This window comes from Nocardioides sp. YR527 (assembly GCF_900101045.1).
Taxonomy (GTDB): domain Bacteria; phylum Actinomycetota; class Actinomycetes; order Propionibacteriales; family Nocardioidaceae; genus Nocardioides.
Genome location: NZ_FNFN01000006.1, coordinates 199,427 through 218,626 on the forward strand (window position 1 = coordinate 199,427; position 19,200 = coordinate 218,626).

Genomic DNA, 19,200 nt, shown 5'->3' on the forward strand with positions numbered 1-19,200 from the left:
GCTGTGCGAGACTCCCACGTCGTGTCTGAATCGATGAGCGGGCTGCGGTCCCGTCGCTTGTGGTTCGTGTGGCTGGCGGTCTTCGCGGCCGTCGTCGCTCCGCTCGTCACCTACCAGGTCGGGCAGCGGAACGCCCAGGCCAAGCCGGAGCCAGCAGTCTGTGTCGCCGGGGACCCGATCATCTCGTGCCAACTTGACGACGGTTGGACGGTGGGGCTTTCTCCTGACGTGCTTCGGAACGGATCCTCGGGAGTCGATGGGGAGGGCCGCCCGGCTTGCCTCAAGCCTGGTGACCGCATCCGGACGACGGTCTGGGTGATCCCGGTCGAGGTGGATGGGATGCGCTGGCGCCATGTACTGCGGGTCGAGTGCTGATCCTCACCCGCATGCCGACGACCACGTGGGCCAGTGTCTGGAGCCAACCGTTGGGTCCTCCGGGAAGCCTGAGGCCACGGGTTTCGCGGGGGAGGGGCGGAGCGGCGTACGCTTGGGGTTGATCGTTCCCGAGCTTTGAGGTGCCCATCGTGACCGTCGCCCAGAGCGACCTCGTTCCTGATTCTGTCTTCCCTCGGCTGGAGCCGCGCCTGGCGCTGGTGTCCAAGCCGATCCAGTACGTCGGTGGGGAGCTCAACTCGACCGTCAAGGAGTGGGACGAGGTCGAGGTGCGGTGGGCGCTGATGTACCCCGACGCCTACGAGGTCGGCCTGCCCAACCAGGGCGTCCAGATTCTCTACGAGGTGCTCAACGAGCGTGACTGGATCGCGGCCGAGCGCACCTACGCCGTGTGGCCCGACCTCGAGAAGATCATGCGCGAGGGCGACGAGCAGGGGCCGATCCCGCAGTTCACCGTCGACGCTCACCGTCCGGTGAAGGCGTTCGACGTGTTCGGGCTCTCGTTCTCGACCGAGCTCGGCTACACCAACATGCTCAACGCGCTCTCGCTCGCCCAGATCCCGCTGCACGCGGTGGACCGTGGCGACGACGACCCGGTCGTGCTCGCCGGCGGCCACGCGGCGTTCAACCCCGAGCCGATCGCCGACTTCCTCGACGCCGCCGTGCTCGGTGACGGCGAGGAGGTCGTGCTCAAGATCTCCGAGGTCGTGCGCGAGTGGAAGCAGGACGGTCGCCCCGGCGGCCGCGACGAGCTGCTGCGGCGGCTGGCCGTCTCCGGCGCCGTCTACGTCCCGAAGTTCTACGACGTGACCTACGCCGCCGACGGGGCGATCGAGGCCGTCGTACCCAACGTGCCCGGTATCCCGTGGCGGGTGCGCAAGCACACCCTGATGGACCTCGACGCCTGGCCCTACCCGCGCAACCCGCTGGTGCCGCTGGCCGAGACCGTCCACGAGCGGTTCTCGGTGGAGATCTTCCGCGGCTGCACCCGCGGCTGCCGCTTCTGCCAGGCCGGGATGATCACCCGTCCGGTGCGCGAGCGCTCGATCACCACCATCGGGGACATGGTCGAGAACGGGATCCGGAAGTCCGGTTTCGAGGAGGTCGGGCTCCTGTCCCTGTCCTCCGCCGACCACACCGAGATCGGTGACGTCGCGACCGGCCTGGCCGACCGCTACGAGGGCACCAACGTGTCCCTGTCGCTGCCCTCGACCCGCGTCGACGCCTTCAACATCACCCTGGCCAACGAGTTCTCCCGCAACGGGCGGCGCTCCGGTCTGACCTTCGCCCCCGAGGGAGGCTCGGAGCGGATGCGCAAGGTGATCAACAAGATGGTCACCGAAGAGGACCTGATCCGCACCGTCGGCGCCGCCTACTCCCACGGCTGGCGCCAGGTGAAGCTCTACTTCATGTGCGGCCTGCCGACCGAGACCGACGAGGACGTGCTCCAGATCGCCGAGCTCGCCAAGAAGGTCATCGCCAAGGGCCGCGAGGTGTCGGGCCGCAACGACATCCGCTGCACCGTCTCCATCGGTGGCTTCGTGCCCAAGCCCCACACCCCCTTCCAGTGGGCCTCCCAGCTCGACCACGAGACCACCGACGAGCGGCTGCAGAAGCTGCGTGACGTGGTCCGCTCAGACAAGAAGTTCGGCCGCGCGATCGGCTTCCGCTACCACGACGGCAAGCCCGGCATCGTCGAGGGCCTGCTCTCTCGCGGCGACCGTCGCGTCGGCGCGATCATCGAGCAGGTCTGGCGCGACGGCGGCCGTTTCGACGGCTGGTCGGAGCACTTCTCCTACGACCGCTGGATGACCGCCGCCGAGATCGGCCTCGCCGGCACCGGCGTCGACCTCGACTGGTTCACCACCCGCGAGCGTGAGTACGACGAGATCCTCCCCTGGGACCACCTCGACTCCGGCCTCGACAAGGACTGGCTCTGGGCCGACTGGGAGGACGCCCTCGCCGTCGCCGACGGCGAGGACATCGAGGTCGAGGACTGCCGCTGGACCCCGTGCTACGACTGCGGTGTCTGCCCGGAGATGAACACCGAGATCCAGATCGGCCCCACGGGTCAGAAGCTGCTGCCGCTGTCGGTCGTGTAGCGGGTTCCTGTCGGATCAGTCGCTGATCGAACCGGTGGAGGGAAAGACGTTGCCCGCTATGCAGGTCGCGTAGTGGTCGCCGGCGTTCCACTCGTACTCCGTGGGCGCGAAGCTGTAGGTGGACAGCGAGAGTCCATCGTTGCTGTCGGCAGTGAGCCGGATGAAAGCCGCGCGACATGACTCATAGGTGCGGTCTTCGACCTCGCCGTACCCGGGCCAGCTCGTGCCCGGTATCGGGGCGAGCTGGTAGATCTCCCAACGGTGTTCCTGGGCGCACGGGACGACGTCGACGATGCCGATCGTGTGCTTGACGCTGCCTGGCTTGGGGTCGTTGTAGCAGTCCCCGACCTGTAGATCCGCTACCAAACCCGTCCCGTTCGACGTCACCGCTCCGATGCTGTCGCGTTCGATGTTGGCGCCGGTCGTGAACCACCAGGCGCTGGTCACGAGCCCGACGACGAGGGCAAGGCCGGAGGTTCCGATCGCGATTCCGGTGATCGCCTTCTTGGTGCCGTGGTTGCGGCCCCGGCGGGACCTGACGAGCACCGCGATCGCAAGCCCGATACCGACGATCGGTGCGAGCGGGAAGAAGATGAAGCAGCACAAGATGAGGGCGGCGATCGCCATCGCCTGAGAAGGGCGCCCGAGGTTCGACGATGGTGAAAGTGCTGGGTCCTGGCCAGGCGCCGTGGGGTGCGCGTCGTTCGACATGGGCGGATGATGGCATACCGGTCAGGGCATGTTCGGAGTGCCGTGACCTACCATCCCTCGCCGGGTAGCTGTCACTTTCCCGCACGTGTGTGGAAGTGCCGGCCGTCAGCGCGGCTTCAGGTGTCACAACCCCTCACATGCGGACTTGTGACGGGACGATCAGACGTCCTCGCCGGCCGTCAGTAGATGGCGGCGGTCGCCTCCACCTCGATGAGTACGTCGGGGCGGAAGAGGCCGGCGACCTGCACCAACGAGCTGGCGGGCGGGTGGGCGACGTCGACGAACTCGTCGCGCACCGACCGGATCAGCGGCAGCTCGGTGGTGGAGACGACGAAGTAGGTCAGCTTCACGACGTCCGACCAGGTCGCGCCGGCTGCGGCCAGGGCTACGCCGAGGTTGATGAAGGTCTGCCGGGTCTGCGCCTCCCAACCCGCCTCGACGGTGCCGTCGGCGGTGATGCCGATCTGGCCCGAGGTCACGATCAGCCGGGCGCCGGGATCGGTGATCACGACGTGGCTGTAGCCGGCGGGTGCGGGAAGGTCTTCGGGGGTCAGGAAATCCATCCGCCGAAGGTAGACCCGACTCGGTCTCTTTGGCGACCAGTTACCGACTGCTCAGCCGACTGGACGGACCCAGCGCCGCCAATCGGCCTGAGACTCGTAGCCCGAGCTCTTCCACAGCGACTGGCCCAGGTCGTTGCCCTCGAGCACCATCGCATCGATCCGGCTCGCGCCGAGGCACACGAGGCGGTCCTCGGCGTGGGACAGCAGGCGGCGGGCGAGCCCCTGGCGGCGTACGTCCGGGTGGACCGCCAGCCGGTAGAGGTGGGCGCGCCAGCCGTCCCAGCCGGAGATCAGGGAGCCGACGACCCGGCCCTCGGCGGTGACCGCGACGGTGCAGGCCTCGGGGTCACGCAAGATCACTGCCTCGACCTTCGCCGCCGAGTCGGTCGGCCGCGAGTCGTTCTCCGCGGCCACCTCCCACAGCTCCATCAGCGCAGGGACGTCAGCAAGAACGGCAGGTCGCAACTCGATCACGGCGGGAAGTGTCCCACGCGGGCGCCCGGCCCCCGATAGGTTGCGGCCATGACGGACAACAGTGCGCTGGGTCGCAGGTATCTCGAGCTCCTCGAGGCCAGGGACTGGGACGCCTGGGTGAGGCTGCTGGACGAGGATGTCGTCTACGACATGCCGCAGACGCGTGAGCTGGTCATCGGGCGTACCTCGTTCCTCGAGTTCAACCAGACCTACCCCGGGGAGTGGCACCTCACCGCGAAGGTGGTGATCGCCGACGATGCGCGCGCCGTGGTCTGGTTCGACTGGCGCATGGGCGAGGAGTCGGGGGAGTCGCAGACGTTCCTCGAGATCACGGACGGGCGGATCACCCGGGTGACCGACTTCTGGCCGGAGGCGTGCGAACCGCCGGAGCGCGCTGTGCCGGTCGAGCGCTACTGACTCAGCAGTCCGCGGCGCCGCGCATGGAGAAGTCGATGCTGACGGCGTGGTGGTCGGAGAGGCCGGTGGGGGTGACGTTGCCGTCGCCGGCCGAGAGCCAGGAGTTGGGGAGCAGGTAGTCGACCCGGCCCCCGCCGTCGTGGCTGGCGCCGAGAGAGGCGCCGGCGTCGGACAGCGTGGCCAGGGCGGTGCCCAGGACGCCGGAGCCGTCGCCGGCGTTGAGGTCGCCGCCGAGGAGCTTGGCGCCGTCGTAGGCGTTGACCTTGGACATGACCGCGCCGATCTGGGCCTGCCGCAGCGAGTCGGAGGTGTGATCGAGGTGGGTGTTGAAGACGACCAGGCGCTGGCCCTCGACGATGATGTTCGCCCGCAGCACGCCGCGCTGCTCCTTGCCGTCGCGGTTGGGCAGGTGGGTGTTGCCGGACTCCGCGATGGGGAAGCGCGACAGGATCGCGGTGCCGTAGCCACCGCGGTCGGTGATGTAGTCGTTGGCGCCGAAGACCGACTGCATCCCCAGCTGCGAGGCGATGATCGCCGGCTGGTCGACGTTGCCGGAGCGGCGGCGGTTCTGGTCGACCTCCTGGAGGAGTACGACGTCGGCGCCGGAGGCCCGGATCACGCTGGCGATCCCGCCGAGCTCGCCGGGGGAGACCCGGCCACCCTTGATGTTGAAGGTCATCACGGTCAGTTCGCGCGGGACCGCGCACGGGTCGATCTTCGGCTTCTTCGGTACCTTGTCGATCGCCGGCGGCGCGTCGAGCGTCTTGAACTTCGGCAACGTCTCCTTCGCCGACTCCGATGCCGACGGGCTGGCCTCGAGAGGCTCGGCCGTCGGCGTGGAGGAGGCCTCGGCCGAGGCCTGCCTGGAGTCGCTCAGCCGGGGCGCGAGGACGGTCAGCGCGGCGATGGCGCCGACCGTGAGGACCACCGCGAGGATCGGCAACAGCTCCTTGAGGCGTACCGAGAACTTCCTGCTTCTGTGGTGGCTCACCGCGCGAGTCTCCCATTTTTCGTATGCAAGTCGTTACATTCCGTTGGCTTTGCATTCGCCGGATGGGTCATCGTGCCCGGGGACCGCCATAATCGACCTCGTGCGTCAACAGCCCGAACAGCAGGCCCCGCCGGTCCAGCGTCTCCGCATCCGCTACGCGAAGCGCGGCCGGCTCCGGTTCACCAGCCACCGCGACTTCAGCCGCGCCTTCGAGCGCGCGGTCGCGCGGGCCCGGATCCCGGTGGCCTACTCCTCGGGCTTCAACCCGCACCCGCGGATCTCCTACGCCGGCGCGGCCCCGACGGGAGCGGCCAGCGAGGCCGAGTACGTCGAGCTGGGACTGCGCGAGACGGTCGACCCGGCCGCGACCAAGGCTGCCCTGGACGAGGTCATGCCCGACGGTCTCGACCTGCTCGATGTCGTGGACACCGCCACCTCGCCCAAGGGTGCGCTGGCCGACCTGCTCACCGGCAGCGAGTGGATCATCGACCTCCCGACGGCACCGGAGGAGGCCGCGGCGGCGGTCGAGGCGTTCCTCGGCGCCGAGGAGGTCATCGTGTCCCGGATGACCAAGAAGGGTCTGCGCGAGTTCGATGCCCGAGGAGCTGTCGTACGCCTCGCATCGGCGCCCCGCGAGGGCGGCTCCCGGCTGGAGCTCCTGCTCAGGCACGGCACCCCGACCGTACGTCCCGACGACGTCGTCACCGGCCTGGAGCGCATCGGTGGCCTGAAGGTGGGCCCCGAGCACGGCGGACTGCCGCTCCTGACCCGGCTCAGCCAGGGAGTCTTCGACGAGGACTCCGGCACGATCGGCGACCCGCTCCACTAGCCTGTCTTCGATGAGGCTCTGCCGATGAGAATGGTCACCGACCGTGAACGCCGGGCGAGACTGGCCCGCAGGCACGGGCTCGCCCCAGCCCACAGATACGCCGACGTGGCGGCCGCGACGCAGGCGATGACCGCCTGGCATGCGACCGAGGCCGCGACCGTCCACCTCGCCCTGCACGCGCGGGTGCGGGATCTCCTGGTCGAGGACGTCGAGCGCGCGCTCTACGAGGACAGAAGCCTGGTCAAGCAGCTGGCGATGCGGCGCACGCTCTTCGCCTTCCCACGTGATCTGCTGCCGGCTGCGCTGGGGAGCGCCTCGTCCCGGGTGGCGGCGCAGGAGGAGAAGAACCTCCACAAGTGGCTGACCGCGGGTGGCATCGAGGAGGACCAGGACGGCTGGATCGAGAAGGCGTACGCGGCGACGCTGGCGGCACTGGCCGCCGGCGAGCCCCGCACCACGACACAGCTGCGTGAGCTGGTGCCGGAGCTCGACGCCCGCTTCCGGATGGGCACGCCCGGCAAGAAGTGGGGTGGTGAGTTCCCGATCGGCCGCTGGGTGATCGGCACCCTCGCCGCGCAGGGTCGGCTCGTGCGGGCGACCAACGTCGGCCACTGGCGGCTCAACAAGCCGGCCTGGACGCTCACCGAGTCCTGGCTCGGTGAGGTGCCGTCCCCGCTCGCGCCCGCCGACGGCTACGCCGAGCTCGTCCGCCGCTGGCTGGGGACTTTCGGTCCGGGCACCGAGGCCGACCTGGTCTGGTGGCTCGGGTCCACGAAGACGGCCGTGCGGGCCGCGCTCGCCGCGGTCGGTGCCGTGGAGGTCGGGCTCGAGGGCGGTGGCACCGGATGGGTGCTTCCGGACGACCCGATCGCCACCTCGCCGGAGCCCGAGATCGAGCCCTGGGCCGCGCTGCTGCCCACTCTCGACCCCACCGTCATGGGCTGGAAGGAACGCGGGTTCTATCTGGACGCCGAGGATGTGGCGTACCTCTTCGACTCCAACGGCAACGCCGGCAACACCGCCTGGTGGGACGGCCGGATCGTGGGGGCCTGGGCGCAGGACGAGGACGGCCGGGTGCAGCCGATCGTGCGCCACGACATCGGCGAGGACGGGCGCAAGGCCTTGGCGGCCGAGGCCGAGCGGCTCACCGAATGGCTCGATGGCGTCGTGATCGTGAACGTCTACAAGTCGCGCCAGATGAAAGAAGCCACGCTCCCCTGAGTTTCGTTGGCGTCCAGATATCGGTCTGTTGACAGGGTGTATGCGATACTCCGAGACGACTGCTCAAACAATCGGGCCCGCCCCGAGGAATGGACAGTCCGACGACGCCTCGCCGGCGTGAGCCCTCCGGGGCCGCACTCCGGCACACAGGGGTAGGGCGTCACCAGACCGCGACGCAGGCCTAGCAGGTCAGTGAGAGCGACTCGCCCGGGAAGGTCCCGGACGGCCGAGCGACCGCGGCAGGTGACGAACCGCTGCCTGTGACGCACCGCTGCGGAGGATGCCGCCGCCCTGACAAGCTTTGCGCCGCGACGCGGCTGCTACGTGGAAAAGTTAGATACTGCGCAGCGCCCGTTTCCCGGCACCTGACTATCCGGCACCTGTGAAGGTCCTGGATGAGGAGAACGGCATGGCCGACGAGACCACTGTCGAGAACACCGAGAACGGCGCTGAAACAGCGCAGGCTCCGGTGACCGACACCCCCACGACCGACGCGGAAGCGACCGGCGAGACCACTCCCGCGAAGAAGACCGCGGCGAAGAAGACCACGCGCAAGCGCACCACGAAGAAGGCCGCTGCCGCGGCCCCGGCCGAGGCTGTGGAGGCCCCCGCCGAAGTGACCGCCGAGGCTGCCGAGAGCGCCGAGGCCCCCGCCAAGAAGACGGCGGCGAAGAAGACGACCCGGAAGCGTACGACCAAGAAGGTCGCCGCCCCTGCGCCGGCTGAGGTCGAGACCCCCGAGGCCACCACCGCGCCGGAGGACGATACCTCCGAGGCTCCCGCCGAGACCGTCGAGGCTCCGGCCAAGAAGACGGCGGCGAAGAAGACCACCGCCAAGCGGACCACCACGAAGAAGACGGCCGCCAAGAAGGCCGCCGTGCCTGTCCTCGAGCCCGTCGTCGAGGCCGTCGAGACCCCCGCTGAGGAGGTCGCCGAGGAGACCCTCGAGGAGACCGAGGCCGAGCAGGCCGGTCCGCCGGCCCCCGCGGTGCTGTTCCAGGCGCCGACCAAGACGACCACCCGCCGGCGTACGCGCAAGACGGCCGAGCCGAAGCCCGTCGCCGAGCCGGTCGAGGCCGTCGTCGAGGCTCCCGCCGAGGACGAGCCGCAGGCCACCGAGCCGGTCGCCGAGCCCGCCGCCGAAGCGAAGGAGGAGGCCCCGACCCGGACGCGCAAGCGGAACGTACGCAGCGCCGCCCCGGTCGAGGAGAAGGCCGCCGACGAGGAGCAGCCCGAGGCCACCGAGTCCGAGACTGACACCGAGGCCGAGTCCGGCAACGAGTCCGACGAGAGCTCGGCCGACGACGGTGAGGGCGGTGGCAACGGCCGTCGTCGTCGCCGCCGTGGCGGCCGCCGCCGTCGCAAGGGTGCCAACGGCGACGCCGACGGCTCCGACGCGGCCGACGCCGAGGACAGGTCCGAGGAGTCCGAGAGCGACGAGGCAGGCAAGGACGCCGACGCCGACCAGGGCGAGGGCGGCACGTCCTCGCGCCGTCGCCGTCGTCGCCGCCGGGCCGGCGAGGCCTCCGGCGACGCCGGGGACGACCCGGAGAACACCGTCACCAAGGTCCGCCAGAGCCGCACCGGCGAGGACCAGATCACCGCGCTGTCGGGCTCGACCCGCCTGGAGGCCAAGAAGCAGCGCCGTCGCGAGGGCCGCGAGGCCGGTCGCCGTCGCGCCCCGATCGTGAGCGAGGCCGAGTTCCTGGCCCGCCGCGAGTCGGTCGAGCGGGTCATGGTGATCCGTGAGCGCGAGGATCTCACCCAGATCGCAGTGCTCGAGGACAAGGTGCTCGTCGAGCACTACGTCGCCCGCGAGAGCCAGACCAGCCTGATCGGCAACGTCTACCTGGGCCGTGTCCAGAACGTGCTGCCGAGCATGGAGGCCGCGTTCATCGACATCGGCAAGGGCCGCAACGCGGTGCTCTACGCCGGTGAGGTCAACTGGGCTTCGCTCGGCTGGAAGGAGGGCCAGCCCCGCAAGATCGAGTCGGTGCTGACCTCCGGCCAGAAGGTGCTCGTCCAGGTGACGAAGGACCCGATCGGCCACAAGGGCGCCCGCCTGACCTCGCAGATCTCGCTGGCCGGCCGCTTCCTGGTCTACGTGCCCGACGGCACCACCTCCGGCATCTCCCGCAAGCTGCCCGACACCGAGCGCAACCGGCTCAAGACCCTCCTGAAGGAGATCGTCCCCGACACGGCCGGCGTGATCGTACGCACCGCCGCGGAGGGCGCCGCCGAGGAGGAGCTCACCCGCGACGTCGAGCGGCTCAAGGCACGCTGGGAGGACATCGAGAAGAAGGCCGGCGGCAACGCCCCGCAGCTGCTCTACGGCGAGCCCGACCTGACCCTCAAGGTCGTCCGCGACCTGTTCACCGAGGACTTCGCCAAGCTGGTCATCTCCGGCGACTCGTCGTGGGAGACCGTCAAGGACTACGTCCAGTCGGTGGCTCCCGACCTCGAGGAGCGGGTGGAGAAGTACGACGGTGAGGCCGACGCCTTCGCCGCGTACCGCATCGACGAGCAGATCGCGAAGGGCCTGGACCGCAAGGTCTGGCTGCCCTCGGGTGGCTCGCTGATCATCGACCGCACCGAGGCGATGACCGTCGTCGACGTCAACACCGGCAAGTTCACCGGCTCCGGGGGCAACCTGGAGGAGACGGTCACCAAGAACAACCTCGAGGCGGCCGAGGAGATCGTGCGCCAGCTCCGGCTGCGCGACATCGGCGGCATCATCGTCGTCGACTTCATCGACATGGTTCTCGAGTCCAACCGTGACCTGGTGCTTCGTCGCCTGGTCGAGTGCCTGGGCCGCGACCGGACCCGTCACCAGGTCGCCGAGGTTACCTCGCTGGGCCTGGTGCAGATGACCCGTAAGCGGATCGGCACCGGTCTGCTCGAGGCCTTCTCCGAGAACTGCGACGCCTGTGGCGGTCGTGGCCTGGTGATCCACGAGCACCCGGTCGAGGCCGGCAAGTCCTCCGGTGTCGCCCCCGACGAGCCGCGTTCGCGCCGTCGTGGTGGCCGCGGCGGCCGTGGCAAGGGCAAGGACGAGGTCGGCACCGAGCACCGCGCCGAGCCCGCCGAGGAGTCCGCGAAGACGCCCTCGCCCGCCGAGTTCGCCGCCATGGCCGGACAGAGCGACGGCGCGGAGAAGACCGACGAGCCGGCTGCCCAGGTCGTCGAGCCCGTCGAGACCCCCGCCGAGCCCGCCGAGGCCCCCAAGGTCACGACCCGTACGCGTTCGCGTCGCTCCAAGGCGTCGGCCCCGGTGGCCGAGCCGGTCGAGATCCCCGCCGAATCCCCGGTGGCCGAGCCCGTCGAAGCGGCGGCCGAGCCGACGACGGTCGAGGCTCCCAAGGTCACGACCCGTACGCGTTCGCGCCGGTCCAAGGCGTCGACCCCGGCTACCACGCCGGTCGAGACGCCCGCCGAGGCCCCGGCCGCCGAGACTCCGGCCGAGCCGAAGGCCCCGGCCGAGCCCGAGGCTCCGAAGGTCACCACGCGTACGCGCACCCGCCGTGCCGCCACGACTGGTCGTCCGGTCCTGGCCGCCGTCGTCGGCAGCTCGACCGAGTCGAAGCCGGCACCGGCCGCGACCGAGCCGGTTGCAGCCGAGCCGGTCGCCGAGGAGGAGCCTGCTCCCGTGGCCCCGGCCGTCGAGCCCGAGGTGACTGAGCCCGAGGTGACCGAGTCCGAGGCAACCGAGCCGATCGTTGCCGAGCCGGTTGCGGCCGAGCCGGTCGACTCCAAGCCCAAGGTGGTCACCCGGCAGCGCCGCGGTGCCCGCCGCGAGGTGGTGAGCACGGGCGAGGGCGCGGTGATGACCGCGACCAAGTCCGAGGCGCCGACCGTCAGCAACGGCACCGCCTCGACCCCGGCGCCCAAGGTCGTGACCCGCACCCGTGGTGGCGTGAGCCGCGACACCACGCCGTCGGAGTAACCGCCCGAACGACGGACGACAGCTGGAAACCACGACGCCCCGGTGACCCCCCCTCGCGGTCACCGGGGCGTCGTGCTGTCTCCGAGCGCTCAGTCCTCCCAGGTCTCGAGAGTCTTGCGTGCCCCGACGGAGTGCAGAGACGCCAGCGCCTCGGCGTACGGCTCGGTGAACTGGGGAGAGTCGACGAGGTCGCCGAAGAGGTCGGGGTCGCGGAGGAAGGCGAGCGGGTCCTCGCGCTGCGCGATCGCGCGGGCCGTCACGTCGGCGCGGCGCCGGTCGACGATGTCGATCGGTGAACCCTGCTCGTCGACCCCCTCGGCATAGCGGGCCCAGGAGGCGACGACGAGCGCCGACCGGCGCACCGAGCCCCCACGACCCAGCTGAGCGGTGATGACCGGGACAAGCCATTTCGGGATCCGGTCGGAACTCTCCGCGCACAGCCGCGCCAGGGTGTCGCGGATGTAGGGGTTGGCGAAGCGGGCGATCAGCTCCCGCTGGTAGCCCGGCAGATCCACCCCTGGCACCCGCGGCAGGGTCGGGGCGCCCTCCTGGGACATGTAGCCGAGCAGGAAGTCGACGAACAGCGGGTCCGTGCAGACTTCGTGGGCGTAGCGGTAGCCGGAGAGGTAGCCGAGATAGCACAGCGCCTGGTGGCTGGCATTGAGGAGCCGCAGCTTCATCAGCTCGTACGGCTCGACGTCGGGCACCATCTCGACCCCGGCCTGCTCGAACGGTGGCCGACCCTGGGGGAAGCGGTCCTCGAGCACCCACTGGGAGAACGGCTCGCTGACCACCGGCCAGGCGTCGCCGATCCCGAACCGCCAGCCGACCTCCTCGACGTCGGCGTCGGTGGTGGCCGGGGTGATCCGGTCCACCATCGAGCTCGGGAAGGCGACCTCGGAGGCGATCCAGTCACCCAGGTCCGGGTCGCGCAGCGACGCGAACGCCGACAGCATCGCCCGGGCGACCTCGCCGTTGCCGGCGATGTTGTCGCACGACATGACCGTGAACGGCGCCACCCCGGCGGCACGACGGCGAGCCAGCGCCTCCACGACGTAGCCGAACGCCGTCGAGGGCGCCGCACCCGGCCGCAGGTCCTCCTGGATGGCGGGGTCGGACGCGTCGAAGCCACCGGTCGCCTGGTTGACGTGATAGCCGCCCTCGGTGATGGTCAGCGACACGATCCGGATCCGCGGGTCGGTGAGCAGCCTCAGCACGTCCGCGGGGGAGTCGGGGGCGAAGAGGTAGTCGATGATCGACCCGATCACCCGTCCTCGCACGCCCCCGTCCGGCGCCCGCTCGACGAGCGTGTAGAGATGGTCCTGCGCGGCGAGAGCATCCCGCATGCGTACGTCCTGGGGCATCAGCCCCACCCCGACGATGCCCCAGTCGGTCACGCCCGCGGCCAGCAGGTCGTCGACGTAGCGCGCCTGGTGGGCGCGGTGGAAGCCACCGACCCCGAGATGCACGATCCCGGGGGTGACGGCAGAGCGGTCGTAGGTGGGGACGGCGACAGCCGCGGACAGCTCGCCGAGCCGAGCCGTCGTGAGTCGAGCCTGGGTCATTTGACGGCCCCGAGGGAGAGTCCCTGCACCAGCTTGTCCTGAGCGGCGAAGCCGGCGATGAGCACGGGCAACGAGATCAGCGTCGCCCCGGCGGCCAGCTCGGCGAGGTAGGCGTGCTCGGTCTGGATCAGGGTGTTCACGAAGACCGGTCCGGTCTGCGCGGCGACGCTGGTGAGCACCTTGGCGTAGAGCTGCTCGTTCCACGCGAAGATGAAGCAGATCAGCGACGTGGCCGCGACCCCGGGCATCGAGATCGGTGCCACGATGCGGGTCAGGATCCGGAGCGTGCTGGCGCCGTCGATCGATGCCGCCTCGATGATCGCGGGCGGCACCTCGGCCAGGAACGAGCGCATCATCCAGACCGCGATCGGCAGGTTCATCGCGGTGTAGAGCAGGATCAGGATGATCACGTTGTCGGGCATCTTGATGACCTGGGTCGTGAACAGGTAGATCGGCAGGATGCCCGCGACCATCGGCAGCATCTTCGTCGACAGGAAGAAGAACATCGCGTCCGACCACTTCTTCACCGGCTTGATCGCCAGGGCGTACGCCGCGGGGATGGCCAGGGCGAGCACGAGCAGCGTCGAGATCACGCTGGTGATCACCGAGTTGATCAGTGCCGGGGTGATCGGGTTCGCGGAGGTGAACAGGCCGCTGTAGTTCTCCAGCGTCAGCGGGGCACCCCAGCTGGGCGGGTAGGTCTGGGCGTCCTGCGGGGCGTGCAGCGAGGTCAGGACCATGTAGAGGATCGGGATCACGAAGATGATGCCGACCAGCCACGCTGCGATCGGGATGACGATCTTCGCCACCCGCTGCCGGTTCCATGTGTTCATCGGCTCTCCTCCTCGAGCAGGGACGACACGACGCGGAGCGCGAAGGTCGCGATGATCAGTGAGCCGATGACCACGACGACGCCCAGTGCGGAGGCGACCCCGTAGTCCTTGGCCGAGTAGAACGTCTCGTAGACGGCGTAGGGGATGTTGGTGGAGTTCAGCCCACCGGTCATGCCCAGGACCGAGTCGAAGTTCTGGACGATGAAGATCGTGCCGAGGACGATCGAGAGCTCGAGATAGCGGCGTACGTGGGGGAGCGTCATGTGCACGAACGTCTGCCACCCGTTGCAGCCGTCGATGCTCGCCGCCTCCAGGACCTCAGGATCCTGCGACTGCAGGCCGGCGAGCAGGATCAGCATCATGAACGGCGTCCACTGCCAGATCAGCTGGATCTCGATGGCGAGCTTGGGATGGTCGGTGAGGAAGGCGATGTCCTGGGCGCCCGGCACGCCGAGCTGACCGAGCACGCCGTCGACCAGACCGAACCCGGTCATCAGGATGCCGTTGCCCCAGAAGACCGCGGCCGCGATCGGGACGATCAGGAACGGCGCGATCATCATCGTGCGCACCACACCGCGGCCGATGAACGCATGGTTGAGCAGCAGCGCGATCCCGAGGGCGAGCAGGGCGCTGACCCCGACGACGACCACGGTCATCTCGATCGTGTTCAGGACGGCCGTACGGTAGGCCGGCGTCGTGAACACGGTCTTGAAGTTGTCCAAGCCGGCGAAGCTGCGCTCCGGGGCGTCGGGCTGGGCGCTCCAGTTCATGAACGACATCACCAGCGTCGCCACGAACGGCAGCTGCGTCACCACGATCAGGAAGACCAGCGCGGGCAGCAGCGGCGCGCGCAGCTTCCACGACTCCCGGCCCCATTTCTTGTACGCCTCGGGCGGCCGGCTCGCCGCCGGCTCGGTCGTTTCGCGGAGTGGTGCGGTCACGGTGGCCATCACTGCTTCTCCTTCTGGACGTCGCCGTACGCCTGGGCGAGCGACTGACAGCGGTCGAGTGCCGCGTCGGTGGTCTTCGAGCCCGAGATGGCGCTGCTGAGCTGTTTGGCGCACTCGGTGCCGAAGTCGGTGAAGCTGGGAACGCCGACGAACTGGATGCCGTTGTAGGGCCGCTTCTGGACCCCGGGGTTGTCCGCCTGGGCGTTCTTGATCGCGTTCATGGTCGGGGTCGCGAAGGAGCCGGCCACCTCGAGGTACTCGGGGTCCGCATAGGTCGAGGCGCGCTTGCCCGCTGGAACGTTGGTCGGCCCGCCGGTGTCGTTCTCGGTGTCGGCCATCACCAGCTGCTCGTACTCCTTGCTGGAGGCCCAGGCGACGAACTTCTTGGCGTCCTCCTGGTGCCGGGAGGCCTTCTGGATCGCCCAGGCCCAGGTGTAGAGCCAGCCGGCGTTCTCGGTCTGGTCGTGCGGCGCGGCGACGTAGCCGACCTTGCCCTTGACCGGCGACTCCTCGGCTTCCAGCGACCCGGCACCGGAGGTGGCGTCGTACCACATCGCGACCTTGCCCTGCTGCATGGCGTTGAGGCACTGCGGGAAGCTGAAGGTCGCGGCGCCGGCCTCGCCGTGCTCGCGGACCAGGTCGACGTAGAAGTTGGCCGCCTTCTTGAAGCCGCCCTTGTCGACCTGGGCGTTCCAGTCCTCGTCGAACCAGGTGCCGCCCATGGTGTTGACCACGGTCGTGATCGAGGCGAGGTTGTCGCCCCAGCCGGCCAGGCCACGCAGGCAGATGCCGCGCATGTCGGCCTCGGCCTCGTCGATCTGGGCGGCGAACCCGGCGACCTGTTCCCAGGTCGGGTTCGCCGGCATCTCGAGGCCGTGCTTCTCGAAGAGATCCTTGCGGTACATCAGGAACGAGGACTCGCCGTAGAACGGCTGGCCATAGACCTTGCCGTTGGCGGAGAGTGCCTCGGTCATCGGCGGCAGGATGTCGTCCTGGTCGAACTCCGGGTCGTTCGCGATGCTCTCCATGTCCGAGATCCAGCCGGCCTCGGCGTAGTAGGGGATCTCGAAGTTGGACAGCGTCGCCACGTCGTAGATCCCGGACTGGTTGGCGAACTCGGTGCTGGCGGTGTCGCGCATGTCCTGCTCGACCTTGACCACGAAGTTCACCTCGATCCCGGTCTCCTCGGTGAAGTGCTCCGCGGTGAGCTCCTGGAGCTCGAGCATCTGGGGGTTGTTGACCATCAGCACCGTGATGCTGTGCTCACCCGCGCTCGTCCCGCCGGCGCCCAGCCCGCCGGTCCCGCATGCGGTCAACAACACGGTGGCCAATGAGAGCGCTGTCAGCGCTGCGGAGGTTCGTCTCCGTACCCGCATCGATCTGCCTCCTCGCAGTGTGACTGTCGTCACGGACCACGATGGCGTAATTCGGGCTAGACCCCCTAGCCCGGTCGGTGCGCGCGAGGCGCCCGGTTGCTGCCCGTTCTCCGGCGCGTCCTCAGGCCCGTTCTCAGGCCCGGATGACCCGGGGGCCCAGCGCCGAGAACCGGCGGGCCTCGCTGGCCGGGAGCTCGGTGCCGGTGATGAGCAGCTCGAAGTCGCGTACGCCCGCGAAGCGGCACAGGCTGGAGGCCCCGAACTTGGTGTGGGCGCCGAAGAAGATCCGCCGCCTGGAGCGCTCGATCGCGGTGCGCTTCACGGCAGCCACCGAGGGGTCCTGGGTGGTCAGGCCCTGCTCGCGGGAGATCCCGTTGGCGCCGATGTAGGCCAGGTCGATCACCAGGTCGGCGAGCATCCGGGTCGCCCACTGGTCCACGACGCCCCGGGTGATGGTGCGGACCCGCCCGCCCAGGATGATCACGGTGAGCTCCGGGTCCGCGGAGAGACGGGTGGCCACCGGAAGGGAGGGAGTGATGATCGTCGCCGGCCCGTGGCCGAAGAGCTCCTCGGCCAGGAACTGCGGCATCGTGCCCTCGTCGATGTAGATCGTCTCCGCGCCCTGCCGGTGCTGGAGGGCGGCCCGGGCTATCCGGTGCTTCTCGTCGACGTCGCGGCCCGCGCGGAACTCGAGGGAGGTCTCGAAGCTGCCGCTCTCCAGGGCGACCGCGCCCCCGTAGACCCGCTCCACGACGCCGCGGTCGGCGAGCACCTTGAGGTCGCGCCGGATCGTCTCGACGCTCACCCCGAGGTCGGGCGCGAGGTCGGTCACCGAGACCCGGCCGGTCGTGCGTGCGCGCGCCAGGATCTCCTCCTGCCGGGTCTCCGTGCTCTGCGCGAGCGGCGGTTCGGTCGACGTCACGGGCGCCATCATGCCCGGAATCGTGCCCGGTTCGTAGGGGTTGTGGGCGAACCGGGCGCCCGGTTGGCGTGATCGGGGCCTTCTGGGGCACCATGTCGCGGGCAGTGTGCGGGTGGACGGTGTCGCGGCGTTTTGCGGCTACCTCGCCGCGTACGTAAGATTGAATCTCGGCGTGCGCAGTGCGCCGTTCCTGCAGGCATCTGCTGGCACCTATCGCTTCGGGGTCCGGTCTGCCTTGCCGCGGGTCGACACAAGACTTTGAGTTCGGAGCAATGAAGGAGACCGCGGTGTACGCGATCGTGAAGGCTGGCAGCAAGCAGCAGAAGGTCGTTGTCGGCGACGTCATCGAGATCGACCGCCTCGACGGTGAGAACGGCTCGTCCGTCTCGCTCCCCGTGGTCCTCCTGGTCGACGGCGAGAACGTGACCTCGACCGGCCTCGACAAGGCTTCGGTTGCGGCCGAGATCGTCGGTGCCTCCAAGGGCCCGAAGATCATCATCCAGAAGTACAAGAACAAGACCGGCTACAAGAAGCGCCAGGGTCACCGTCAGAAGTACACCCAGGTCAAGGTCACCGCGATCAACGCCTGATTCCGGCGTTCTAGAGACACTTAAAGGACTGAGAAGATGGCACACAAGAAGGGTGCGGCAAGCACCAAGAACGGTCGCGACTCCAACGCCCAGCGCCTCGGTGTGAAGCGCTTCGGCGGCCAGCTCGTCGGCGCCGGCGAGATCATCGTCCGCCAGCGTGGCACGCACTTCCACCCCGGCACCAACGTCGGCCGTGGCGGCGACGACACCCTGTTCGCCCTGCAGGCGGGCGCGGTCGAGTTCGGCAAGCGCCGTGGCCGCCGGGTGATCAACATCGTTCCGGGCGACGCCTGAGCAAGCTTTCGAAAGGCCCTCTCCACCAGGAGAGGGCCTTTCGGCGTTTTCGGGTGCTCCTTCGTCAAGGGATGCAGCCGAAGGAACACATCCCCTGCGGAGCTCCGCTGGGGATGTGCGCCTTGACCTGCATACCTTGACGAAGGCTCAGATAGATGCCGCGCGTGCCGCGATCGCCTCGAAGACCTGCTGCGAGACCTCCCAGCGCGTTCCCGGCCGCGGCCAGTGGATCGCGATGTCGGTGATCCCGATCTCGGCGTAGGCGCCGGCCAGGTCCTCGAAGGCGTCGGCAGACTCGGTCCACGGCTCCTCGGTGAAGCCGGACATGAACAGCTTCGGCATCGCGTCGTAGTCACGCCCGCGCTTCTCGCACGCCTCCCGCAGCATCTCGAGCCGCTCGGCGACGTACGCCTTCGGGTTCTCGACCTTCGGGTTGGCGATCCACCCGTCGCCGACCTCGGCGGCGAGCCGGATCCCGCGCGGGCCGTTGCCGGCCAGCCACAGCGGGACGCGCGGCTGCTGCACCTGGCCGGGGGAGACGGTGACCTCGTGGGTCTGCCAGTGCTCGCCGTCGATCGTCACCGGTGAGTCGCGCAGCAGCATGTCGACGGTGCGGGTCCACTCCGCGAACCGGTCGGCGCGCTCGCGAGGCGTGAACTCGCGCCCGAGCACGTCGCCGTCGGAGGTGTGGTCGTCGCCGCCGGCGCCGATGCCGATCGTGATCCGCCCGCCGGAGATCCGGTCGAGGCTGCGGATCGCGGCGGCGGTCGGGATCGGCGTACGGAAGTTGGGGGTGGTCACCAGCGTTCCGAGCCGGATCGTGGAGGTCAGGGCGGCCGCGGCCGCCATCGACGTGAACGCCTCCTCCCACGGGCTGTGCCCGCGCCAGGCCAGGTGGTCGTAGACCCACGCCGTCTCGAACCCGAGCTGCTCGGCCTGTGCCCAACGCTCGCCCATCGCCGGCCAGTCCTCGATCGGCCACATCACAGTTCCCACACGCATGCGCACAGTCTGCACCCGGTGCCC

General features: G+C 69.3%; 18 protein-coding genes. 8 read left to right on the forward strand and 10 right to left on the reverse strand.

Annotation, left to right across the window (positions count from 1 at the left end):
- Window positions 1–21 precede the first annotated feature (21 nt).
- Together BLT25_RS19325 and BLT25_RS19330 are read left to right on the forward strand one after the other, a co-directional pair.
- Window positions 22–375: a hypothetical protein gene (locus BLT25_RS19325; protein WP_143033795.1), complete on the forward strand. Its 354-nt coding sequence runs from the start codon at window positions 22–24 to the stop codon at window positions 373–375.
- Between the two features lie 149 nt (window positions 376–524).
- Window positions 525–2,495, forward strand: a complete 1,971-nt coding sequence (locus BLT25_RS19330; protein WP_091050065.1) for a TIGR03960 family B12-binding radical SAM protein — start codon at window positions 525–527, stop codon at window positions 2,493–2,495.
- Window positions 2,496–2,510: 15 nt separating this feature from the next.
- Here the strand turns inward: BLT25_RS19330 and BLT25_RS19335 are convergent, their stop codons facing one another.
- The 3 genes from BLT25_RS19335 to BLT25_RS19345 form a co-directional block, all read right to left on the reverse strand.
- Window positions 2,511–3,122 (reverse strand): DUF4190 domain-containing protein, encoded by a 612-nt coding sequence (locus tag BLT25_RS19335; RefSeq protein WP_091049312.1) that lies wholly within the window; start codon window positions 3,120–3,122, stop codon window positions 2,511–2,513.
- A 263-nt stretch (window positions 3,123–3,385) separates the two neighbouring features.
- The gene (locus BLT25_RS19340; RefSeq protein ID WP_091049314.1) at window positions 3,386–3,769 is read right to left on the reverse strand and encodes a RidA family protein; all 384 of its coding nucleotides are present in this window, start codon (window positions 3,767–3,769) and stop codon (window positions 3,386–3,388) included.
- A 51-nt stretch (window positions 3,770–3,820) separates the two neighbouring features.
- Window positions 3,821–4,243, reverse strand: a complete 423-nt coding sequence (locus BLT25_RS19345; RefSeq protein ID WP_091049317.1) for a GNAT family N-acetyltransferase — start codon at window positions 4,241–4,243, stop codon at window positions 3,821–3,823.
- Window positions 4,244–4,291: 48 nt separating this feature from the next.
- Here BLT25_RS19345 and BLT25_RS19350 point away from each other — a divergent pair, with 48 nt between their 5' ends.
- Window positions 4,292–4,660, forward strand: coding sequence for a nuclear transport factor 2 family protein (locus tag BLT25_RS19350; RefSeq protein WP_091049319.1), 369 nt, complete (start codon window positions 4,292–4,294; stop codon window positions 4,658–4,660).
- 1 nt (window position 4,661) lies between these two features.
- Here BLT25_RS19350 and BLT25_RS19355 read toward each other — a convergent pair whose 3' ends face one another.
- Window positions 4,662–5,651 (reverse strand): endonuclease/exonuclease/phosphatase family protein, encoded by a 990-nt coding sequence (locus BLT25_RS19355; RefSeq protein WP_091049322.1) that lies wholly within the window; start codon window positions 5,649–5,651, stop codon window positions 4,662–4,664.
- Between the two features lie 100 nt (window positions 5,652–5,751).
- Here BLT25_RS19355 and BLT25_RS19360 point away from each other — a divergent pair, with 100 nt between their 5' ends.
- The 3 genes from BLT25_RS19360 to BLT25_RS19370 all read left to right on the forward strand — a co-directional run bounded on the left by BLT25_RS19360 (window position 5,752) and on the right by BLT25_RS19370 (window position 11,644).
- Window positions 5,752–6,480, forward strand: a complete 729-nt coding sequence (locus BLT25_RS19360) for a TIGR03936 family radical SAM-associated protein (protein WP_091049324.1) — start codon at window positions 5,752–5,754, stop codon at window positions 6,478–6,480.
- Window positions 6,481–6,504: 24 nt separating this feature from the next.
- Window positions 6,505–7,701, forward strand: coding sequence for a winged helix DNA-binding domain-containing protein (locus BLT25_RS19365; RefSeq protein WP_091049327.1), 1,197 nt, complete (start codon window positions 6,505–6,507; stop codon window positions 7,699–7,701).
- Between the two features lie 409 nt (window positions 7,702–8,110).
- Window positions 8,111–11,644: an Rne/Rng family ribonuclease gene (locus tag BLT25_RS19370; protein ID WP_091050068.1), complete on the forward strand. Its 3,534-nt coding sequence runs from the start codon at window positions 8,111–8,113 to the stop codon at window positions 11,642–11,644.
- A gap of 89 nt (window positions 11,645–11,733) precedes the next feature.
- Here the strand turns inward: BLT25_RS19370 and BLT25_RS19375 are convergent, their stop codons facing one another.
- From BLT25_RS19375 to BLT25_RS19395, 5 genes are all read right to left on the reverse strand, one after another.
- A complete protein-coding gene (locus BLT25_RS19375) occupies window positions 11,734–13,209 on the reverse strand; it encodes a mannitol dehydrogenase family protein (protein WP_091049329.1) in 1,476 nt (491 codons plus the stop codon).
- On the reverse strand, window positions 13,206–14,042 hold the full coding sequence (locus BLT25_RS19380) for a carbohydrate ABC transporter permease (protein ID WP_091049331.1): 837 nt from the start codon (window positions 14,040–14,042) through the stop codon (window positions 13,206–13,208). The genes BLT25_RS19375 and BLT25_RS19380 overlap by 4 nt, the downstream gene beginning before the upstream one ends.
- The gene (locus BLT25_RS19385) at window positions 14,039–14,992 is read right to left on the reverse strand and encodes a carbohydrate ABC transporter permease (RefSeq protein WP_091049334.1); all 954 of its coding nucleotides are present in this window, start codon (window positions 14,990–14,992) and stop codon (window positions 14,039–14,041) included. The genes BLT25_RS19380 and BLT25_RS19385 overlap by 4 nt, the downstream gene beginning before the upstream one ends.
- A complete protein-coding gene (locus tag BLT25_RS19390; RefSeq protein ID WP_256328688.1) occupies window positions 14,992–16,314 on the reverse strand; it encodes an ABC transporter substrate-binding protein in 1,323 nt (440 codons plus the stop codon). The genes BLT25_RS19385 and BLT25_RS19390 overlap by 1 nt, the downstream gene beginning before the upstream one ends.
- Window positions 16,315–16,501: 187 nt before the next feature.
- Window positions 16,502–17,290, reverse strand: a complete 789-nt coding sequence (locus tag BLT25_RS19395; RefSeq protein WP_091050069.1) for a DeoR/GlpR family DNA-binding transcription regulator — start codon at window positions 17,288–17,290, stop codon at window positions 16,502–16,504.
- 287 nt (window positions 17,291–17,577) lie between these two features.
- On the opposite strand from BLT25_RS19395, the gene rplU reads away from it, so the two are divergent.
- A complete protein-coding gene (rplU, locus tag BLT25_RS19400) occupies window positions 17,578–17,880 on the forward strand; it encodes a 50S ribosomal protein L21 (RefSeq protein WP_091050071.1) in 303 nt (100 codons plus the stop codon).
- A 36-nt stretch (window positions 17,881–17,916) separates the two neighbouring features.
- Window positions 17,917–18,174 (forward strand): 50S ribosomal protein L27, encoded by a 258-nt coding sequence (rpmA, locus tag BLT25_RS19405; protein WP_091049338.1) that lies wholly within the window; start codon window positions 17,917–17,919, stop codon window positions 18,172–18,174.
- 147 nt (window positions 18,175–18,321) lie between these two features.
- Here the strand turns inward: rpmA and BLT25_RS19410 are convergent, their stop codons facing one another.
- A complete protein-coding gene (locus tag BLT25_RS19410; RefSeq protein WP_091049340.1) occupies window positions 18,322–19,176 on the reverse strand; it encodes an LLM class flavin-dependent oxidoreductase in 855 nt (284 codons plus the stop codon).
- Between the last annotated feature and the right edge of the window lie 24 nt (window positions 19,177–19,200).

Bases quoted from the DNA above. Each gene is read 5' to 3' on its own strand.
- BLT25_RS19385 (WP_091049334.1), bottom strand. From the start codon at position 14,992: ATGGCCACCGTGACCGCACCACTCCGCGAAACGACCGAGCCGGCGGCG.
- BLT25_RS19335 (WP_091049312.1), bottom strand. From the start codon at position 3,122: ATGGCGATCGCCGCCCTCATCTTGTGCTGCTTCATCTTCTTCCCGCTC.
- BLT25_RS19410 (WP_091049340.1), bottom strand. From the start codon at position 19,176: ATGCGTGTGGGAACTGTGATGTGGCCGATCGAGGACTGGCCGGCGATG.
- BLT25_RS19350 (WP_091049319.1), top strand. From the start codon at position 4,292: ATGACGGACAACAGTGCGCTGGGTCGCAGGTATCTCGAGCTCCTCGAG.
- BLT25_RS19380 (WP_091049331.1), bottom strand. From the start codon at position 14,042: ATGAACACATGGAACCGGCAGCGGGTGGCGAAGATCGTCATCCCGATC.
- BLT25_RS19375 (WP_091049329.1), bottom strand. From the start codon at position 13,209: ATGACCCAGGCTCGACTCACGACGGCTCGGCTCGGCGAGCTGTCCGCG.
- BLT25_RS19340 (WP_091049314.1), bottom strand. From the start codon at position 3,769: ATGGATTTCCTGACCCCCGAAGACCTTCCCGCACCCGCCGGCTACAGC.
- BLT25_RS19365 (WP_091049327.1), top strand. From the start codon at position 6,505: ATGAGAATGGTCACCGACCGTGAACGCCGGGCGAGACTGGCCCGCAGG.
- rpmA (WP_091049338.1), top strand. From the start codon at position 17,917: ATGGCACACAAGAAGGGTGCGGCAAGCACCAAGAACGGTCGCGACTCC.
- BLT25_RS19370 (WP_091050068.1), top strand. From the start codon at position 8,111: ATGGCCGACGAGACCACTGTCGAGAACACCGAGAACGGCGCTGAAACA.